The sequence below is a fragment of the Streptococcus sp. ELY_125 genome, from assembly GCF_058314535.1.
Genome location: NZ_JBZFUM010000026.1, coordinates 1 through 18,686, shown reverse-complemented (window position 1 = coordinate 18,686; position 18,686 = coordinate 1). Strand labels below are relative to the sequence as shown.

The following is an 18,686-nucleotide window of genomic DNA, read 5'->3' as shown; positions in this document are numbered from 1 at the left end:
ACGTGGTTAAAATGGACTTAGGCAGTTCTGATACTCAGAGCAGCACCATGACAGCAGCGGCAGAAAGTCGTATAACAGCTTACGAAAAAGTGATAACTGCTCTAAATGCCTTTGCCGGCGAAAGCAGCTTAACAGGACAAGCCTATGACAGTGCTAAAACTTATGCGAACTCTGTATTAGTGCCTTTATTAAAAGCGGCGATTCTCTATGAAGAAGGTTTAGATGAAGCTGTTAGCAAGTTACCAAGTGAATACCGCAATACCGAAGATTTAGGAAATGAAAGCTTGGATACGGATATCTTACAGGCTCAGTTAGATTCTCTGATTTCAATGGAGACGAGCTATCAGTCAGCTGTAGACACCGCCAATAGCAATGGCGAAGATGCCTCAGATGCTCAAAGAAATTTAGATAATACGCGTGCCCAAAAAGACAAGGTTCAGCGTCAGATTGCCGCTTTAAACGCCTATAGCACGATTTCTACGACCTTTTTTGAGGGGTTGTCAAGGAGTGACAGCAGCTTATCAAGTGCTTTTTCTGCTATAAACGGTCTTCCTGCTTTTAATGGAACTTTCACCATTCCCAGTGCGGAGAGTTTGGGCTGGACAGAGACGGTTAATACCAATTGGGATAACCGCCAGTTTGCCAAGGATTACGGCGTCAAGCGTCCGGAAGGGATGTCGGATGCTGATTTTCAAGAGTATGTCAGCACCCTTCGGACTCAGGCTCAGACCCTAAGAACAGACGGCTGGAACAAGAAGGCCATCAAGGACGGCTATATTGACACGGTTAATGCATCTTATGATCCTAATAAGGAGATGAGCATTGCCGCTCAGCTGGGCGAGTGCTTCAATAATGCCCATATTGTTGGTTCTGCTCTCTTTAATAAGATGATGACCGTTGCCTACAAGGATACCCAAGAAGGTCAGGAAAAGACCTTGGATATGATTTATAAGGTGCTTGGAGCCAAGGTTGATGAAAATGGCTTCCTGCAGATGACTAACATGAAAATCACGGACAGTGACCAGCAAGGTGCCTACAAGTTTACGACTAACATGGATGAGGCCGTTACCTTTGATAATACCTTCTCCGGCATTGTGCAAGGTGCCTATCCCAAGGGATTACCGACAAATCTTAAAGAAGGCAGTCAAGACTTTACCCGTGCGCAGGAGACCCATCAGTTCCGCTACTATATGGATAAGAAGAACAATGATGCCCTGCGTGCCGCTTATCCTGATGAAAAGAACGACCTTGAACGTATCAAACGCTATAATGAAGATCACCCTAGCAGTAAGTTTACTGGCGAAAAAGCTCGTTTGCATAATAAATATCAAGGTGAGAGAAAGGACTATAAGGATCATATCGAAAAATATGGTGAGAATTCTAAGTATGTCAGCTCAGGCGACGGTTTCCATTCAGAGTTTATTGTGGACAAAGATGGCAACTTAGTTTCTCAATGGAATGCTTATGAGATAGACGAGAATGGCAATGTCAACTCGGATCCAACTAAGCAGTACACCAAAGAGGAGCAGATGCAGTTAGTTGACGGCAACAGTGTCAACTATGCGGAGAACTCTGACGGTGATTACCATGAGGAAGTTGATTCAGATCCCGTTTCAAAATATGATCCTGAGGTGAGGAAAAAGGTTGGTAGTAAGTGGAAGAGTCCAAGTACTCGTTCTTCGGATGAGGATTATTTCGATAGAGATGAATCTGAGAATCGGGCAAATAAGCTACTGAAGGAGTAACGAATGAATAAAAAGATAGTAAGAATGCTAATTGTATTTTCAATAACCATTATCCTCAGCTCTTGTGGGTTGAAAAATAATTTAGTTCAACATAATGATAAATTAACCGTGGCACACATTCATGACACGATTGTGTATGGAAAAACAACAAAAAAACAGTTATTAAAAATTTATGGTAATCCTGATGAGCAAACAACAAATCAAAATACAATTTCTAAATTGTATAACGAAGATAATGATATTGAGGGTGGCACTATGGAGAGACTAGACGACAATACAGATTATTTTGAAACAGAAAAATATGTAAAAACTTCTTATAGTAAAGGCGATGAGTACGATGTCTGTTACACATATACTTCTAACAAGCTTGGGCTTACTCATGTCCGTTTTTATATTAAGGATAATATAGTTAGAACCTCAATGTTTGGTGAAATAACTGATAAACAAATTGCCAAACAGGACAAATATCTTAGACAGATAATGGACTAACTACGATTTTTAAACCCATAATTCCATAATTGACGTGGCAAATTCGTCGCTGCTCCCGTTAGCATGTATGCTTCTGAAGTTAGGAACAAAGTTTGTGAACGATGGGGAAAGTTCAAGTACAGATTTGCAGAAAGCTGATTTTTCTTTGTGTTATCGCATTAATATTTCTTTCCGCATGCTCTGGTTTAAAAAATTCAAATAGACTAACAGTAAGTACAATTCACGACAAAATTATTTTTGGAAAAACAACAACAAGTGATCTAAAGGCTATGTTCGGTAAAGAAAGTAAGTATATCGGACCTAAAAAGGCGCAAAAAATCTATCTTTATTGGAACAATTATGAAGGCGGTGTCAATTATTCACTTGAAGACAATACTGACTACTGGGAGACACTAAGGTTTGACCCAAAGGCAGATACTTTTAGTGATGAAGATTTTGATGGTTGTTACGAATATCGTGGAGATAGTCCTGGTGTGAAAAGTGTTTATTTCTTTGTAATTGATAATAAAGTGTATGATGTAAAATTTAATGGCGGTGTCATCAATAAATCCGTCGCCAAGAAAGACAAGTACCTCCGCCAAATTATAGAATAAAAACGTTGTTAAGTATATTCCTTTATCCTAGATTCTAGCAATTTTAAAGATTAATGTTGTAGACGTAAAGTGACCGTTAAGAAGGTCAGGAAAAGACCTTGGATATGATTTATAAGGTGCTTGGAGCCAAGGTTGATGAAAATGGCTTCCTGCAGATGACTAACATGAAAATCACGGACAGTGACCAGCAAGGTGCCTACAAGTTTACGACAAACATGGACGATGCCCTTGATTTCGATAATACCTTCTCCGGCATTGTGCAAGGTGCCTATCCCAAGGGATTACCGACAAATCTTAAAGAAGGCAGTCAAGACTATACCTGCGCGCAGGAGACCCATCAGTTCCGCTACTACATGGACAAGAAGAACAATGATGCCCTGCGTGCCGCTTATCCGGAGGCCGCCAATGATTTGGAGCGGATTAAGAAATACAATGCCGCCCATCCCCATCATCAATTTAAGGGAGAAAAGGCCCGTTATCACAATAAGTATCAAGGGGAGCCAAAGGATTATAAGGACCATATTGAAAAATATGGCGAAAATTCTAAGTATGTCAGCTCAGGCGATGGTTTCCACACCGAGTTTGTGGTTGATAAGGATGGTAATTTGGTCAGTCAGTGGAATGCCTATGAGATAGACGAGAATGGCAATGTCAACTCGGATCCCAATAAGTAGTACACCAAAGAGGAGCAGATGCAGCTGGTGGACGGCAACAGTGTCAACTATGCGGAGAACGCCGATGGTGATTATCATGATAAGGTCGACGCTAATCCCGTTTCAAAATATGATCCTAAGGTCAGAAGAGAGGTCGGAAAGAACTGGCATAATCCGGATACCGACAATAGTAGACCGGATTACTATGATAAAGACCAGTCAGAAGTGGATGCAAACGATAGATTGAAGGGGTAGACAATGACATTAAAAAAAATAATTAAGTTCCTGGTTGCGGTATCTGTGTCAATCTTTTTAGTTTCTTGCAGTCTCACTGAAACAAATAATCAAGGGGGTTCAGAGGCATTAACAGTCACTAATGTTCATGACCATGTGGTTAGAGGACGGACAACTGAAGAGGAACTCGTCAAACTATTTGGAGAACCAAGAAAAAAAATACACGATTCATCTAAAGTTGAAGAGCTCTATGATAACTACAAGGATCAAGAGGGAGGTATGTTTGATTTACTGGACGATAATACTAACTACTACAAAACTGAAAAATATGTTAAAGTAGATTACAGTGATGATTCGTTTTATGATAGTTGTTATATTTATCATAGTAATGACTTAGGGCTAGAGTTTGTTAGATTTTATATCAAAGATGGTCTTGTACGGTATTACCACTTTGGCGATATCACAGACAAATCTATCGCCAAAAAAGATAAGTACCTCCGCCAAATTATAGAATAAAAGCGTTGTTAAGTATATCCCTTTATCTTAGATTCTAGCAAACTCAAAGGTTAATGTTGTTTACGACTTTCGACGTAAAGTGACCGTTAAGAAGGTCAGGAAAAGACCTTGGACATGATTTATAAGGTGCTTGGAGCCAAGGTTGATGAAAATGGCTTCTTGCAGATGACTAACATGAAAATCACGGATAGTGACCAGCAAGGTGCCTATCCCAAGGGTCTGCCGACAAATCTTAAAGCAGGCAGTCAAGACTTCACCCGTGCGCAGGAGACGCACCAGTTCCGCTACTATATGGATAAGAAGAACAATGATGCCCTGCGTGCTGCTTATCCGGAGGTCGCCAATGATTTGGAGCGGATTAAGAAATACAATGCCGCCCATCCCCATCATCAATTTAAGGGAGAAAAGGCCCGTTATCACAATAAGTATCAGGGAGAGCCCAAGGATTATAAGGACCATATCGAAAAATATGGTGAGAATTCTAAGTATGTCAGCTCAGGCGACGGTTTCCATTCAGAGTTTATTGTGGACAAAGATGGCAACTTAGTTTCTCAATGGAATGCCTATGAGATAGATGAGAATGGCAATGTCAACTCGGATCCAACTAAGCAGTACACCAAAGAGGAGCAGATGCAGTTAGTTGACGGCAACAGTGTCAACTATGCGGAGAGTTCGGATAAAGGAAAGCACCATGGTGCTCTCGATTCAGACCCAGTTTCTAAGTATGATCCCGAGGTGAGGAAAAAGGTTGGTAGTAAGTGGAAAAGCCCTGTTACAGGTGAAGGTAAAGAGAGTGCTCCTCATTATTTTGATACTGATAAATCAGAAAAAGGCGCAAATGAAAGGTTGAAAAATGACTAAGAAGTTTAAAAACCGAAAATGGGTGATAATAATAGTGATGTGCTTGAGCTTAGGTATACTTGGGGGCTGCACTGTGGTTAAAAGGATAAACCGCTCAAATTCTGACTTAACTGTGACTAGAATTCACAATACTGTCATTGTCGGAAAGACATCAATCAAAGAGTTACAAAATTTATATGGGCAGCCTGTTAAAATTGAGTCAGAATCTCAAAAAGCTACAGATTTATTCGACAAAATCAATAATGATGAGGGAAGTATCAATGTAGCTTTAGAAGACAATACAGATTATTGGGATACGGTGAAAGCTGACCATAGCTCGGCTATTCTAAAGAAGTGGAATATTGATGGATACTACGAGTATAAGGGAAAAAGTCTAGCCGGTGTAAAAGTCTACTTTTTTATTTCGGATGATAAAGTTCTCGCTTACATGTTTGACGGTGATATTACAGATGAAAATATTGCCAAGAAAGATAAGTATCTCAGAGAAACTATTGGCGCTTAGAGTTCATGTTTCCCCAGAAATTTATTAGAAGACAAGTATTTTATATCAATCACATCAGCAAAATTTCGGATCTCAACAAGGCCTACACTAAAGAAGAGCAGATGCAGTTAGTGGACGGCAACAGTGTCAACTATGCGGAGAGTTCAGGAAGTGGCAAACATCATGCTGAATATGACTTTGATCCCGTTTCTGAATATGATCCAAAGGTTAGAAAAGAAGTTGGTAAGGATTGGAAGGACCCATCTGATAATCCAAGAAAAAAGGATTATTTTGATAAGAAATCTTCTGAAGAAAAGGCCAATGGAAGATTGAAGGGGTAAGCTATGAAATTTAAACTATTAAAGTTGCTACTGATATTTTCTGTATCAATCATTCTAGTTTCTTGTGGAATACTTAATAGTAAAGATGGTCAGAATCAAATTTCTAGTGAACTGACAGTAGCAAAGATTCATGATAGAGTTACTTTAGGTAAGACATCTCGTCAAGATATTAAAAAAATATTTGGTAAGCCTAAACAAATTGAGCGAAATTCGGATGTTATACAAGAAATTTATGAAAAGTGGAGTCAAGATGAAACAGGGATTAACTTCTCGTTAAGTGACGGAAGCGATTATTGGGAAACCGTAAAATATATTGACGATGGCTCCAGCTTTAGTGAGAAGGAATTTACGGTATGTTATCAATATCAATCAGCTTCACTAGGAATAAAAGCTGTGTACTTCTTTTTTATAGATGATCGATTAGAAGCCTTTGTGTTTGACGATAGTATACAAAATAAGAAATCTGCTCAAAAGGATCGATATTTAAAAGAATGGATTGATTAAAAATGTAGAATTTAATTCATATTTTTAAGACTAGTAGAACATATCAAGGAAAAGCAAGTGTAGTTAGTTGATGGCAACAGTGTCAACTATGCGGAGAACTCAGACGGTAATTATCATGATAAGGTCGACGCTAATCCCGTTTCAAAATATGATCCCGAGGTCAGAAAAAAGGTTGGGAAAAATTGGAAAAGTCCCCAAACTGATGACGATGGTGCAGATGATTATTTCGATCGTGATAAATCTGAAGCAGATGCAAATGATAAGCTAAAATAGGAGGAAACAGGGTGAAGAAACAAATTGCAAACAAGGTAATGCTCCCTTTACTGGTATTAAGTTTATTAGCTATATTAGTAGGATGTAGAATGGGGGAGATAAATCCACTCACTGTCACTAATATCCATGATTCCATTGTACGTTCTCAGACTACCACTGATGATTTACATCAAATGTACGGTGAGCCCTATAAGATTACGAAGGGAGAGGACGAAGTTGAAGAAATTCGGCAAAGGATCCTTGATAATGAATACTCAACGGACGATCATCTGGATGATCAAGATTATTGGGATACCGTTAAAAAATCTTCAGATTCTAAAAGACCTACGGGTAATTATCAAGTATGCCATGAATATCGAGGCGAGGAACTAGGTGTTAAAGCTGTATACTTCTTTGTAATAAACGATAAAGTAGTTTCTTTTATGTTTGATAATCATGTGACTGATAAAAAAGCAGCCAAGAAAGACAAGTACCTTCGTCAGATTGTGGATTAAAAATGGAAAAAAGAATACTAATACTATTTTTAACATGCCTATTAGTACTATACCTAAGCGCTTGCAGCCAAATAGGATTTTTAAAGAGTAAATCAGATCAGTTAACAGTCACTGGCATTCACGATACGATAGTTCTAAAGATGAAGAAACTAATTTTTACCAAACAATAAAATCGGTAAAACATGACTATGATTATAGCAATGGATGGGACTATGACAGTTGTTATGTATACCGAAATAAAAATTTAGGGATTGAATATGTTAGGTTCTATCTTAAAGACGGATTAGTAAGCGAATACTATTTCGGAGACATAACAGACAAATCTGTCGCCAAAAAAGATAAGTACCTCCGCCAGATTATAGAATAAAGGCATTGTTAAGTATATCCCTTTATCTTAGATTCTAGCAAACTCAAAGGTTAATGTTGTTTACGACTTTCGACGTAAAGTGACCGTTAAGAAGGTCAGGAAAAGACCTTGGACATGATTTACAAGGTGCTTGGAGCCAAGGTTGATGAAAATGGCTTCCTGCAGATGACTAACATGAAAATCACGGACAGTGACCAGCAGGGTGCCTACAAGTTTACGACTAACATGGATGAGGCCGTTACCTTTGATAATACCTTCTCTGGCATTGTTCAAGGTGCCTATCCCAAGGGTCTGCCGACAAATCTTAAAGCAGGCAGTCAAGATCACCCGCGCACAGGAGACCCATCAGTTCCGCTACTACATGGATAAGAAGAACAATGATGCCCTGCGTGCCGCTTATCCTGATGAAAAGAACGCCCTTGAACGTATCAAACGCTATAATGAAGACCACCCTAGCAGTAAGTTTACTGGCGAAAAAGCTCGTTTGCATAATAAATATCAAGGCAAGCCCAAGGACTATCAGGCTCACATAAAACAATACGGCGAGAATTCTAAGTATGTCAGCTCAGGCGACGGTTTCCACACCGAGTTTGTGGTTGATAAAAATGGCAATCTGGTCACCCAGTGGAATGCCTACGAAATAGATGAGAACGGCAATGTCAACTCGGATCCAACTAAGCAGTACACCAAAGAAGAGCAGATGCAGCTGGTTGACGGCAACAGTGTCAACTATGCGGAGAACTCAGACGGTGATTATCATGATAAGGTCGACGCTAATCCCGTTTCAAAATATGATCCTAAGGTCAGAAAAGAGGTTCGTAAGGGTTGGAAGGATCCAGTGACCGGTGAAGAATTTGAAGGAGATCCTGATTATTTTGACACTAGTAAATCTGAAGAGGGCGCAAATGATAAACTGAAGGGATAATGTATGAAATTAAGAGTACTGAAATTATTTGTTCTATTAATATTTGCTATTTTTTTAGCTGGCTGTGGAAAATCAACTGTATCAAAAATTCTAACAGTAAGTGATATTCATAGAACTGTTGTATGTAAAAAAACAACTGTTAAAGATTTAAAAAAATGGTATGGTAGTCCAAATAAAGTTATAAAAAATGCTAGAAAAGCTAAAAATTTGTTTTCAAAATTAAATGAATCCGAAGATATTAATTATTCTTTAGAACAACAAACGGATTATTGGGATACCGTAAAAGTTAACAAAAGTTCTAAATTAGGAAGGGATTTTGATTCTTATTATGTTTACCAAGACGCAAATCTTGGGGTAAAGAAGGTCTACTTTTTTATTGTTGATGATGTTGTTAGAAGTTATCGATTTGAAGGCCCTATTGCTAATAAAACGATCGCCAAGAAAGACAAATACCTCCGTCAGATTGTGGATTAAAAATGGAAAAAAGAATACTAATACTATTTTTAACATGCCTATTAGTGCTATACTTAAGCGCTTGCAGCAAATAGGATTTTTAAAGAGTAAATCAGATCAGTTAACAGTCACTGGTATTCACGATACGATAGTTCTAAATAAGACAACAAAAGGGAAATTAATTAAGCAATTTGGTGAACCAGATAATAAAATAGAGAACCCTTCAAAAGCTGTAGAACTTTATAAAGAAGATAATGGAGATAGCAACGAAGGGGGCACCATGGATTTGTTAGAAGAATACACTGATTATTTTGAAACAGAAAAGTATGTAAAAGTATCTTATAGTGAAGGTGAACGATATGATAGCTGTTATGAATATAATAGCGATAGTTTAGGTGTAGAATATGTGAGATTTTATATCAAAGATGGCTTAGTCGATAACTATTTTTATGGAGATATCACCAATAAGTCAGTCGCTAAAAAAGATAAGTACCTCCGCCAGATTATAGATTAGGGACAATCTCCTTGTGTCACTTACCCTACGAAGCTAATGCCGCCCACCCCCATCATCAATTTAAGGGAGAAAAGGCCCGTTATCACAATAAGTATCAGGGAGAACCCAAGGATTATAAGAACCATATCGAAAAATATGGTGAGAATTCTAAGTATGTCAGCTCAGGTGACGGTTTCCACACCGAGTTTGTGGTTGATAAGGATGGCAATCTGGTGACACAGTGGAATGCCTACGAAATAGATGAGAACGGCAATGTCAACTCGGATCCCAATAAGCAGTACACCAAAGAAGAGGAGATGGCAGTAACTCCTGTTATTACCTATGGTATAGGAACCTATGAGTTTGTAGGAAATAACATAAAATACACCTCTGAAAAAACGGCCTCAATTGGCTTTAGCACCGTGGCCAATGAATGTTAAGGCTAGAAAATATTTTTCAAAAGAAAATGAAACTTTTCATAGTAAGGTCATTTGGACTAAAGAGAAAAAAGGATACTCAGTCAATTATAGAGATATTCGAAAATTATATAAATCTGATTATCCAATTCCTAACTCAGAAAAGGAATTTCTAGCCCAATATACTTATGATCCTTCAACAAAAGACGATAGGTGATTTTGTGTCAGAACTAGTACTGAAAATGGTGGATATTAAAAGAGTGATAAAAGTAGTCTAAAATTAGTAAAAAACGAGCAAATCTTTTGATAATATGCTCGTTTTCTATTTGCTTATTTGTCCTTATTCAGCCATTCTTGGTATTTTTCCACAAGATTGACGGCATACTGGGTAGCCAAAGCCAGTGAGAAAGCTTCTGTCCCTTCTGTTTCTTCGTTGGCAACCTCAATTTTGGTTTCATTGTAGATAGCCTTCAAGCTCTCTTTGGATAGGGTATCTTTAAAAGCCTTAAATCCTTTATGCATAAATTCAACTCCATTCTAATGTAAAAAATATTAAGACATTAAGCTAGGTAGTCTTACTGTAGATACAAGGAAAGCTGACCGCCTCTCAATCTTTTTAGTCCGAAATTTCTTTTAAGCTTCCTGATGCTATTATAGCATGAAAAAATTTCAATCTCTTGGTAAAAACTGCTTTTTTCCTGTTCAAGATATCTAGGGGAGAAAAAATTTTCCAGCAGTTGACTTTACAAATTCCTTGTCTGTCTGATATGATGAAATCATGGTTCAATCATACAGTAAAAATGCCAATCGCAATATGCGTCGTCCTATTGTCAAAGAAGAAGTCGTTCAGTACATGCGCACTCATCAGAAACGGGAAACAGGAGCGCTTAAAGATTTAGCAGCTTTTGCCCAAAAAGAAAATATCCCTATTATTCAGCCAGAAGTAGCAGCCTATTTTCGATTTCTTTTGCAGACTCTGGCACCGCAGTCAATTTTAGAAATAGGAGCCGCTATCGGTTATTCAGCTCTCTTGATGGCTGAATATGCGCCTCAGGCTGCGATTACTACAATTGAGCGCAATAAAGAAATGATCGATTTAGCTAAAGCAAATTTTGCCTGCTATGATAAACGCAGACAAGTCACCCTCCTCGAAGGTGAGGCTGCAGACATATTAGCAAATCTAGAGACCCAGTTTGACTTTGTTTTTATGGATTCGGCTAAGTCCAAATATATCGTTTTTTTGCCGGAGGTGCTTAAGCGACTTAGGGTCGGCGGTGTCATTGTGATTGATGATGTTTTTCAAGGCGGTGACCTCACACGTCCCATCACCGAGATCAGACGAGGCCAACGGGCTATTTATCGCGGACTCCAACGGCTGATGGAGGCGACTTTGACTAACCCAGATTTGACAGCCAGTCTTCTACCTATCAGTGATGGTCTCCTCCTCATTCGTAAGAATGCCTCCGATGTAACTTTACCGGACTAGGCAAGATTTCTAAAAGTATGTTATAATAGAAAAGTTAACGTTTAGGGCGGGGAGCCCAAATATAAATAAGGAGTGACACATGGCTAGTAGAAAAGCATTTCAAGATGAAGTGAAAAATAAAAACCGACGTACTAAAAAAGACCAGCGCAAGAAAAGGAAAAAAACAGAAGGTAGTTTTTTCCATTCTCTAGCGACGATCTTTGGCAGTAAAGTCTTTAGAGGATTGGCTACAATTGTCCTAGCAGCAGCTCTGGGGGGAGCCGGAACTTACTTGTGGATGAACAGCAGACCGTCTGAGCAGACTGTTTTGGTTCGCATGAAGGGGAAAACCATCACTGTTGCTGATCTTTATGAAAGCTCTAAGGGTTCAGATGCTACAAAGACTGCCCTCTTGCAAAAGATCTTCTCAACGATGTTAGAGGATAAATACGGCAAAAAAGTGTCTAATGATACCGTTGATAAAAAATATCAGCAGTACGTTAAGCAGTATGGTGATCAGCTGACGACGCTTCTATCACAAAACGGTATGACAGCTGATACCTTTAAAGAAGGTCTGCGAGTTCAAGCTCTGCAAGAGTATGCTTACAAACAAGCTGCTAAAAAGGATTTAACCGATAAGAAATTACAGGAGCTGTACAAGGATTATACCCCAACTGTAACGGTTAGCTACATCCAAGTAAGCGACAAGGAAAAAGCTGATTCTCTCCATGAGCAAGCTACAGCTGACGGTGCGGATTTCAGTCAATTGGCTAAAGATAACAACGGTCAAGAAAATGTTGCTTTCGATTCGGGCGATGCATCATCTTCTAATGAATCGCAAAACCTTCCGCCGGAAGAAGTCCAAAAGGCGGCTTTCAAGTTGGATAAAGATGCTGTTTCGGATGTCGTTGAAGTTTCGGGCAATGATAGCTCCAAGAGCTACTACATTGTCAAGGTTACCGATAAAACAGAGAAGAATCCTGATTGGACAGCTTACAAGAAACGTTTGTCAGATGTCTACGTTAACAAAAAAGTTAGCGATAGCAGCTTTACAAATAAAGTCACAGCTAACTTACTCAAAGAGTACAACGTGACTATTGAAGATCAAACATACAGCTCTTTACTGTCTAACTACGGTTTAGACTCATCAGCATCAAGTTCATCTTCAAAAGCTAAATAAAATATCCAACTTGAGATTTTATCGTCAAAGCTAGTAGGAATTGAGAATGGTTTCCCTTTAATACCAGTTCAGAAATCTGGCGGATGCTGCGAGCCAGACAGGTAGGGTGAGCTTGCTACTCAGTCTTAACAACTTAATAAACTTAATGAAGAATGACAAGTTCATAAAATGGAGGTGGTACCGCGGCTTAGTTCGCCCTTCTCTTAAAGTGGACTTGTCTTTTTATAACTTTTTATTATACCGAGGAGTTCTGTATGAAAACATTTCAAATTAAACAAAAGATGTGGTCTTTGGGTGGAAAATTTATTATCAATGATGAGCTGGGCATGCCCACCTATCAAGTGGAAGGCAGCCTCTTCAAAATTCCAAAGACCTTTACAATTGCGGATATGTCTGGAAATCAGGTAGGGAAAATTGAAAAGCGGGTGTGGGCCTTCCTTCCTAAATTTGATGTGAATCTAGCCAATGGACAAATTGTTACCATCAAAAAGGATTTTAGCTTTTTTAAACCCCATTATTCTCTCGAAAATCTGAATATGGAAGTTCAGGGCAACTTCTGGGATATGAATTTCAACCTGCTGCAAAACGGTCAAATCGTAGCTCGCATCTCACAGGAGTGGTTTCGAATGACCTCAACTTATAATATTGAGGTTTATAATGAAGCTTACTGTGACCTAGTCATCGCTTTAACCGTAGCGATTGATTATGTGAAAGCCCAAGAATCTGGGATTGCAGCTAGCTCAGCCTCAAATTAACTAAGAATAGCTATATAGAAAGGTTATAAATTACCAATGAAACTATTAACATCAGCACAAATTCGTCAAATGTGGTTAGATTTTTGGAAATCAAAAGGCCACTCCGTAGAACCATCAGCTAACCTAGTGCCGGTCAATGATCCCACCCTCCTCTGGATTAACTCTGGGGTCGCTACCCTCAAGAAATACTTTGATGGTTCTGTCATTCCAGAAAATCCCCGTATTACCAATGCTCAAAAATCGATCCGTACTAACGATATTGAAAATGTCGGAAAGACAGCCCGCCACCACACCATGTTTGAAATGCTGGGGAACTTCTCAATCGGAGATTACTTCCGTGATGAGGCGATCGAGTGGGGCTATGAACTCTTAACTAGTCCGGACTGGTTTGCCTTTCCTAAGGAAAAGCTTTATGTGACTTATTACCCAGATGACAAGGCTACCTATAACCGCTGGATTGCTTGTGGAATGGAGCCCAGTCACATGGTTCCAATTGAAGATAACTTCTGGGAAATAGGAGCTGGTCCTTCAGGACCAGATACCGAAATCTTTTACGACCGTGGTGAGGACTTTGATCCAGACCATATAGGACTTCGTCTTTTGGCAGAAGATATTGAAAACGACCGCTATATCGAGATCTGGAATATCGTCTTATCACAGTTCAACGCAGATCCTAAAGTTCCACGTAAAGAGTATAAGGAGCTTCCAAGTAAAAATATTGATACAGGTGCTGGCTTAGAGCGTCTGGCAGCAGTTATGCAAGGGGCTAAAACCAACTTTGAAACAGACCTCTTTATGCCTATTATTCGGGAAGTTGAAAATCTCTCAGGCAAGACCTACGATCCAGATGGCGACAACATGAGTTTCAAGGTCATCGCTGACCATATCCGTGCTCTTTCCTTTGCTATTGGTGATGGCGCTCTCCCTGGTAATGAAGGACGCGGTTACGTCCTGCGCCGTCTCCTTCGTCGTGCGGTCATGCATGGCCGCCGTTTGGGAATTACAGATACCTTCCTCTACAAACTTGTTCCAACGGTTGGTAAAATTATGGAATCTTACTATCCAGAAGTACTGGAAAAGCAAGACTTTATTGAGAAAATCGTTAAACGCGAAGAAGAGACCTTTGCCCGCACAATTGATGCCGGTAGCGGTCATTTGGAAGAGCTCCTAGCTGATCTCAAAGCGGCTGGTAAGGATACTTTGGAAGGTAAGGACATCTTCAAACTCTACGACACCTACGGATTCCCAGTTGAACTAACAGAAGAGTTGGCAGAGGATGCTGGTTATAAAATTGACCATGCTGGTTTCCAAGCTGCCATGAAAGAGCAGCAAGAGCGGGCTCGGGCTGCCGTTGTCAAGGGCGGTTCAATGGGCATGCAAAACGAAACCCTCGCAGGTATCGTCGAGCCATCAACCTTCAGCTATGAGAAGGAAGTCCTAGATAGCAAGCTTTCTGTTATCATTGTGGATAACGAGCGTGCCGACTCAGTAGCTAGTGGTCAAGCCCTTCTCGTCTTTGAGCAAACACCATTCTACGCTGAAATGGGCGGGCAGGTTGCTGACCATGGTGTCATCACAGATGCCGCTGGGCATATCCTAGCCCGTGTGACGGATGTGCAAAAAGCACCAAATGGTCAAGCCCTCCATACCGTTGAGGTTGAAGGCGAATTGACTCTCGGGACAGAGTATCACTTGGAAATCGACCACAAACGTCGCTATGCGGTTGAGAAAAACCATACGGCCACTCACTTGCTCCATGCGGCCCTTCGCAATGTCATTGGTGAACATGCGACTCAGGCCGGATCGCTCAATGAAGAAGACTTCTTGCGCTTTGACTTCACCCACTTCGAGGCTGTGAGCGCTTATGAACTCCGTCGTATTGAAGAAGAGGTCAATCAACAAATCTGGAAAGCTATTGCGGTCAAGACGATTGAGACTGACCTTGATACGGCTAAGGAGATGGGAGCCATGGCTCTTTTCGGTGAGAAGTATGGCAAGGATGTTCGTGTCGTGGTTATCGGTGATTATTCTATCGAGCTCTGTGGCGGTACTCATCTGGGTAATACCTCTGAAATTGGGCTCTTTAAGATCGTCAAAGAAGAAGGGATCGGATCAGGTACTCGCCGTATCCTTGCCCTGACCGGTCAACAAGCCTTTGAAGCCTTCCGTGAGGAAGAGGATGCCCTTAAGGCAGTGGCTGCGACTGTCAAAGCACCCCAGCTTAAGGAAGTCCCAGCTAAGGTGCAAAATCTGACCGAGCAAGTTAAAGATCTGCAAAAAGAAGTCGCAGAACTCAAAGAAAAAGCTGCTGCTGCCGCAGCAGGCGATATTTTCAAAGATGTCAAGGAGGCAAACGGCATCCGTTACATTGCCAGTCAAGTGGAGGTTTCAGATGCTGGTGCTCTGCGTACCTTTGCGGATAATTGGAAGCAAGCTGACCACTCTGATATTTTGGTTCTTGCTGCAAGTATTGGAGAAAAGGTCAATGTTCTCGTTGCCAGCAAGACCAAGGATGTCCACGCTGGTAACCTCATCAAGGAGCTGGCTCCAATTGTTTCAGGTCGCGGTGGCGGTAAGCCAGATCTGGCTATGGCTGGAGGTTCAGATGCCTCAGCCATCCAAGCACTTTTAGCCGCTGTGGCAGATAAGCTCTAAGCTGAGTTAACTGACTGTCTCAAATGCGATAGGAATAAAAAGCCAAGTTTGATTAAGCTTGGCTTTTTTGACTGTCGAAAACCACCAGTTATATTAGTGGTTCTAAAGATCCTTGAGCCTAGTATTAAAACCTCAGTCTTCTATTAACCGCTTTTTTAGCATGGCTATCGAATCCGATTTACCTCTCTTTTATCGTCAGCTTGCCTGCGGCTGCTTGTAGTAGCAATTTTTACTATGTTTATAACATTACTTGGAAATATCGTAACAATGAGATTTTAGTAAAAAATAACGAAGGTAGAATCAAGATTCTTCAGATCTAAGTTCAGGACTCTAAGACAAATGATGTCTCATAGTCCTTTTATACTGTTTGAATACAATAAAGAATGCTAAGTTTTATAGATTGGAAGGCTAGAAAAATACGCTTTTGCTTGTGCCTATTTTGCAAGAATTGGCGCCAAAAGATTATAATAATCAAAAAAATATACTTCTGATTTCATATAAATTAAAAGTATAACAAAAATATTTCTTTAAAAGCGATTCTATGTTACAATGAAGCAGGCAAATTATGATTTGCTTAGAAAAATATTGGGAGAAAACAATGAAAGCAAAACAAGTTTACGGTTTTCGAAAAAGTAAGGTTGTGAAATCTCTATGCGGTGCTGTGTTGGGAGCCACAGCGCTGGTGTCACTGACAGGCTATAGAGCAGCAGCCGAGGAAGTATCGGAAACAACATCGACAAGCGGTGTTGACACGAAGGTTGTCGGGACAGCAACAGGCAACCCAGCGACTAATCTGCCGGAAGCTCAAGGGCCAGCCAGCGACCAAGCCAGCCAGAGTCAGGCCCAAGCCGGCCAGAACAATGGGGAGAAGCTGGTTGTAGAGGCTCCGTCACCAGAATTGGAGCAGGCGGTTAAGGAAGCTTACCAAGCTGGTGTGACGGTTCAAGAAGAGGCTGATGTGGACGCGGGGACCGTTCAGACCTCAGAACAAGCAGCTGCTAAGCAGGCGGAGATCGATGCGGATTATGCCCAGCAAGTAGAAGAAATTAAGACAACTTTAAAAGATTATTCAGCCTCTAAGGCAGTTTATGATATTGATAAAGCCGCTTATGATACGGCTAAGGCCAAGTACGATCAGGATAAGGTAGCCTACGATACGGCTAAGGCCAAGTATGATCAGGATAAGGCAGCCTATGATACGGCTAAAACCAAGTATGATCAGGATAAGGCAGCCTACGATACGGCCAAAGCCAAGTATGATCAGGATAAGGCAGCCTATGATACGGCTAAAGCCAAGTATGATCAGGATAAGGCAGCTTATGATGCCGCTAAAACAGAATATGATCGCCTCAAAGCAGCCTACGATATTGCTAAAACCAAGTACAATCAAGATAAAACTGCTTACGATGCAGCCAAGGTTAAATATGATCAGGATAAGGTAGCCTACGATACGGCTAAGGCCAAGTATGATCAGGATAAGGCAGCCTATGATACGGCTAAAGCCAAGTACGATCAGGACAAGGCAGCCTATGATACAGCTAAAGCCAAGTATGATCAGGATAAAGCAACTTATGATCTTAATAAGGAATTATACGACCAAGACGTCATTAAATATCAAGAGGCACTGGTAGAAGCAGAAAATAAGAAAAATCAAGATGGCTACCTATCTGTGGCAACGCCCCAACCTCTAATTTTTAAGCGTGAAGATAATGCCATAACGAGTCTAGAGGCTTCTGTAAAACAGTACACTAAGGACGAGTTAACAGATTACATTGCGGCCTTACCGATCGATACACCTTATAAAGAATATATCGATATCATCAATAATATGGAAGACCTAGCTGATGGTACAAGAGTTGTTCTGAACAAAGGTGTTCCGCTTACTGTCACCTATACAAATCTTGAAAATTCAACTTTTGATGGTAAAAAGATCTCAAAAGTAACATATACCTACACTCTGAAAGAGGCAAGTATCACTGATGAGGTGCTTCCTATAGTCTTATACAAGGATCCGACTAAGACTCTCTGGTATCCCGCTATGAGTGGGAGCATCAGGATTAATATGGCTGCAAAGTTTTACGATGCTGATGGTCAATTAATCGATTTGACAGGCGGTTTGTTCAGCTTTTCTTCTTTAAACTCAGATTTAAAATCAGTGGAGTGGGTCTCTGGCTTTAATGGTGAGATGATCCCAATTTCAGGATCTGCTATTGTCCCCCATCCAAATGGCGATGTTCATGCTGATCACTCTACAGATTCTATAGCAGAAGGCTCACGCTTTGACTATGCTGAGTGGGATACAGAACTCAGTCCACTTAAATGGTATGGTGCTATTGTCGGTAAGGCTAATGGCAGTGATGTCAGCTTTGATATCGCGTCGACCGGACGTTATCTAGTTTGGTTTGCCTTTAACTCCGATATTAAGGCAGTTGGTGTTCCAGTGAAACCCATAGAGCCAGTAGCACCGACACCGCCAACTGAGCCGACTGAACCAGTAGCACCAACCCCACCAACCGAGCCCGCTATTCCAGTAGAGCCGGTAGCGCCAACCCCACCAACCGAACCAGTAGCACCAACGCCGCCAACTGAACCAACTGAACCAGTAGCACCGGTTGTTCCGACACCTCCGACTGAACCGGTTGCACCGATTCCGCCGGCTGCACCAGTGGCACCCGCTGTTCCAACGGTTCGTTACCACTATGCTAGCTATGCCATCCAGCCTCAGGTTAACAAGGCCATCACCAATAACATAGGGGTCGATATCGACAAGACCTTGGTCGCTAAGCAGTCGGT

The 18,686-nt window shown here is 40.7% G+C and carries 20 protein-coding genes and 2 pseudogenes; 21 read left to right on the top strand and 1 reads right to left on the bottom strand.

The features are described 5' to 3' along the window. Positions 1 to 11 precede the first annotated feature (11 nt). The 16 genes and pseudogenes from AC4HAL_RS09590 (at position 12) to AC4HAL_RS09515 (ending at position 9,862) form a co-directional block, all read left to right on the top strand. Positions 12 to 1,745, top strand: coding sequence for a DUF3114 domain-containing protein (locus tag AC4HAL_RS09590; protein ID WP_491094006.1), 1,734 nt, complete (start codon positions 12 to 14; stop codon positions 1,743 to 1,745). Between the two features lie 3 nt (positions 1,746 to 1,748). Beyond that, positions 1,749 to 2,234 carry a hypothetical protein gene (locus AC4HAL_RS09585; RefSeq protein WP_491093995.1) on the top strand — a complete coding sequence of 162 codons (486 nt, stop codon included), beginning with the start codon at positions 1,749 to 1,751 and terminating at the stop codon, positions 2,232 to 2,234. Positions 2,235 to 2,335: 101 nt separating this feature from the next. Then, the gene (locus AC4HAL_RS09580; protein WP_491093994.1) at positions 2,336 to 2,827 is read left to right on the top strand and encodes a hypothetical protein; all 492 of its coding nucleotides are present in this window, start codon (positions 2,336 to 2,338) and stop codon (positions 2,825 to 2,827) included. Between the two features lie 104 nt (positions 2,828 to 2,931). Beyond that, positions 2,932 to 3,735 (top strand): annotated as a pseudogene (locus AC4HAL_RS09575) (DUF3114 domain-containing protein). A 3-nt stretch (positions 3,736 to 3,738) separates the two neighbouring features. Next, positions 3,739 to 4,230 (top strand): hypothetical protein, encoded by a 492-nt coding sequence (locus AC4HAL_RS09570; RefSeq protein ID WP_491093993.1) that lies wholly within the window; start codon positions 3,739 to 3,741, stop codon positions 4,228 to 4,230. A 114-nt stretch (positions 4,231 to 4,344) separates the two neighbouring features. Beyond that, the gene (locus AC4HAL_RS09565) at positions 4,345 to 5,091 is read left to right on the top strand and encodes a DUF3114 domain-containing protein (protein WP_491093992.1); all 747 of its coding nucleotides are present in this window, start codon (positions 4,345 to 4,347) and stop codon (positions 5,089 to 5,091) included. A gap of 73 nt (positions 5,092 to 5,164) precedes the next feature. Then, positions 5,165 to 5,593, top strand: coding sequence for a hypothetical protein (locus AC4HAL_RS09560; protein ID WP_491093991.1), 429 nt, complete (start codon positions 5,165 to 5,167; stop codon positions 5,591 to 5,593). Positions 5,594 to 5,598: 5 nt separating this feature from the next. Continuing rightward, on the top strand, positions 5,599 to 5,913 hold the full coding sequence (locus AC4HAL_RS09555; RefSeq protein ID WP_491093990.1) for a DUF3114 domain-containing protein: 315 nt from the start codon (positions 5,599 to 5,601) through the stop codon (positions 5,911 to 5,913). Between the two features lie 3 nt (positions 5,914 to 5,916). Then, positions 5,917 to 6,417, top strand: a complete 501-nt coding sequence (locus AC4HAL_RS09550; protein ID WP_491093989.1) for a hypothetical protein — start codon at positions 5,917 to 5,919, stop codon at positions 6,415 to 6,417. Positions 6,418 to 6,495: 78 nt separating this feature from the next. Then, a pseudogene (locus tag AC4HAL_RS09545) lies at positions 6,496 to 6,690 on the top strand (DUF3114 domain-containing protein); the annotation flags it as partial. Positions 6,691 to 6,779: 89 nt separating this feature from the next. Beyond that, positions 6,780 to 7,184 carry a hypothetical protein gene (locus tag AC4HAL_RS09540; protein WP_491093988.1) on the top strand — a complete coding sequence of 135 codons (405 nt, stop codon included), beginning with the start codon at positions 6,780 to 6,782 and terminating at the stop codon, positions 7,182 to 7,184. Positions 7,185 to 7,665: 481 nt separating this feature from the next. Beyond that, a complete protein-coding gene (locus AC4HAL_RS09535) occupies positions 7,666 to 7,920 on the top strand; it encodes a hypothetical protein (RefSeq protein ID WP_491093987.1) in 255 nt (84 codons plus the stop codon). After that, positions 7,913 to 8,476, top strand: coding sequence for a DUF3114 domain-containing protein (locus AC4HAL_RS09530; protein ID WP_491093986.1), 564 nt, complete (start codon positions 7,913 to 7,915; stop codon positions 8,474 to 8,476). Before AC4HAL_RS09535 ends, AC4HAL_RS09530 begins: the two co-directional genes overlap by 8 nt. A 3-nt stretch (positions 8,477 to 8,479) precedes the next feature. After that, a complete protein-coding gene (locus AC4HAL_RS09525) occupies positions 8,480 to 8,950 on the top strand; it encodes a hypothetical protein (RefSeq protein WP_491093985.1) in 471 nt (156 codons plus the stop codon). Further along, positions 8,895 to 9,443 carry a hypothetical protein gene (locus AC4HAL_RS09520; RefSeq protein ID WP_491093984.1) on the top strand — a complete coding sequence of 183 codons (549 nt, stop codon included), beginning with the start codon at positions 8,895 to 8,897 and terminating at the stop codon, positions 9,441 to 9,443. Before AC4HAL_RS09525 ends, AC4HAL_RS09520 begins: the two co-directional genes overlap by 56 nt. Before the next feature lie 11 nt (positions 9,444 to 9,454). Then, positions 9,455 to 9,862, top strand: a complete 408-nt coding sequence (locus AC4HAL_RS09515; protein WP_491093983.1) for a DUF3114 domain-containing protein — start codon at positions 9,455 to 9,457, stop codon at positions 9,860 to 9,862. 306 nt (positions 9,863 to 10,168) lie between these two features. Here AC4HAL_RS09515 and AC4HAL_RS09510 read toward each other — a convergent pair whose 3' ends face one another. Beyond that, positions 10,169 to 10,360 carry a hypothetical protein gene (locus AC4HAL_RS09510; protein WP_491093982.1) on the bottom strand — a complete coding sequence of 64 codons (192 nt, stop codon included), beginning with the start codon at positions 10,358 to 10,360 and terminating at the stop codon, positions 10,169 to 10,171. 256 nt (positions 10,361 to 10,616) lie between these two features. Between AC4HAL_RS09510 and AC4HAL_RS09505 the strand changes: the two genes are divergently transcribed. The 5 genes from AC4HAL_RS09505 to AC4HAL_RS09485 form a co-directional block, all read left to right on the top strand. Then, positions 10,617 to 11,324: an O-methyltransferase gene (locus tag AC4HAL_RS09505; RefSeq protein ID WP_491093981.1), complete on the top strand. Its 708-nt coding sequence runs from the start codon at positions 10,617 to 10,619 to the stop codon at positions 11,322 to 11,324. A 79-nt stretch (positions 11,325 to 11,403) separates the two neighbouring features. Continuing rightward, a complete protein-coding gene (locus AC4HAL_RS09500) occupies positions 11,404 to 12,483 on the top strand; it encodes a peptidyl-prolyl cis-trans isomerase (RefSeq protein ID WP_491093980.1) in 1,080 nt (359 codons plus the stop codon). Between the two features lie 254 nt (positions 12,484 to 12,737). Next, complete coding sequence (locus AC4HAL_RS09495) at positions 12,738 to 13,238, top strand: LURP-one-related/scramblase family protein (protein WP_491093979.1); 501 nt, start codon at positions 12,738 to 12,740, stop codon at positions 13,236 to 13,238. A 36-nt stretch (positions 13,239 to 13,274) separates the two neighbouring features. Further along, positions 13,275 to 15,893, top strand: a complete 2,619-nt coding sequence (gene alaS / locus AC4HAL_RS09490) for an alanine--tRNA ligase (protein ID WP_491093978.1) — start codon at positions 13,275 to 13,277, stop codon at positions 15,891 to 15,893. Positions 15,894 to 16,491: 598 nt separating this feature from the next. Continuing rightward, on the top strand, positions 16,492 to 18,686 hold a 2,195-nt coding region (locus AC4HAL_RS09485; protein ID WP_491093977.1), incomplete at its 3' end, for a GbpC/Spa domain-containing protein.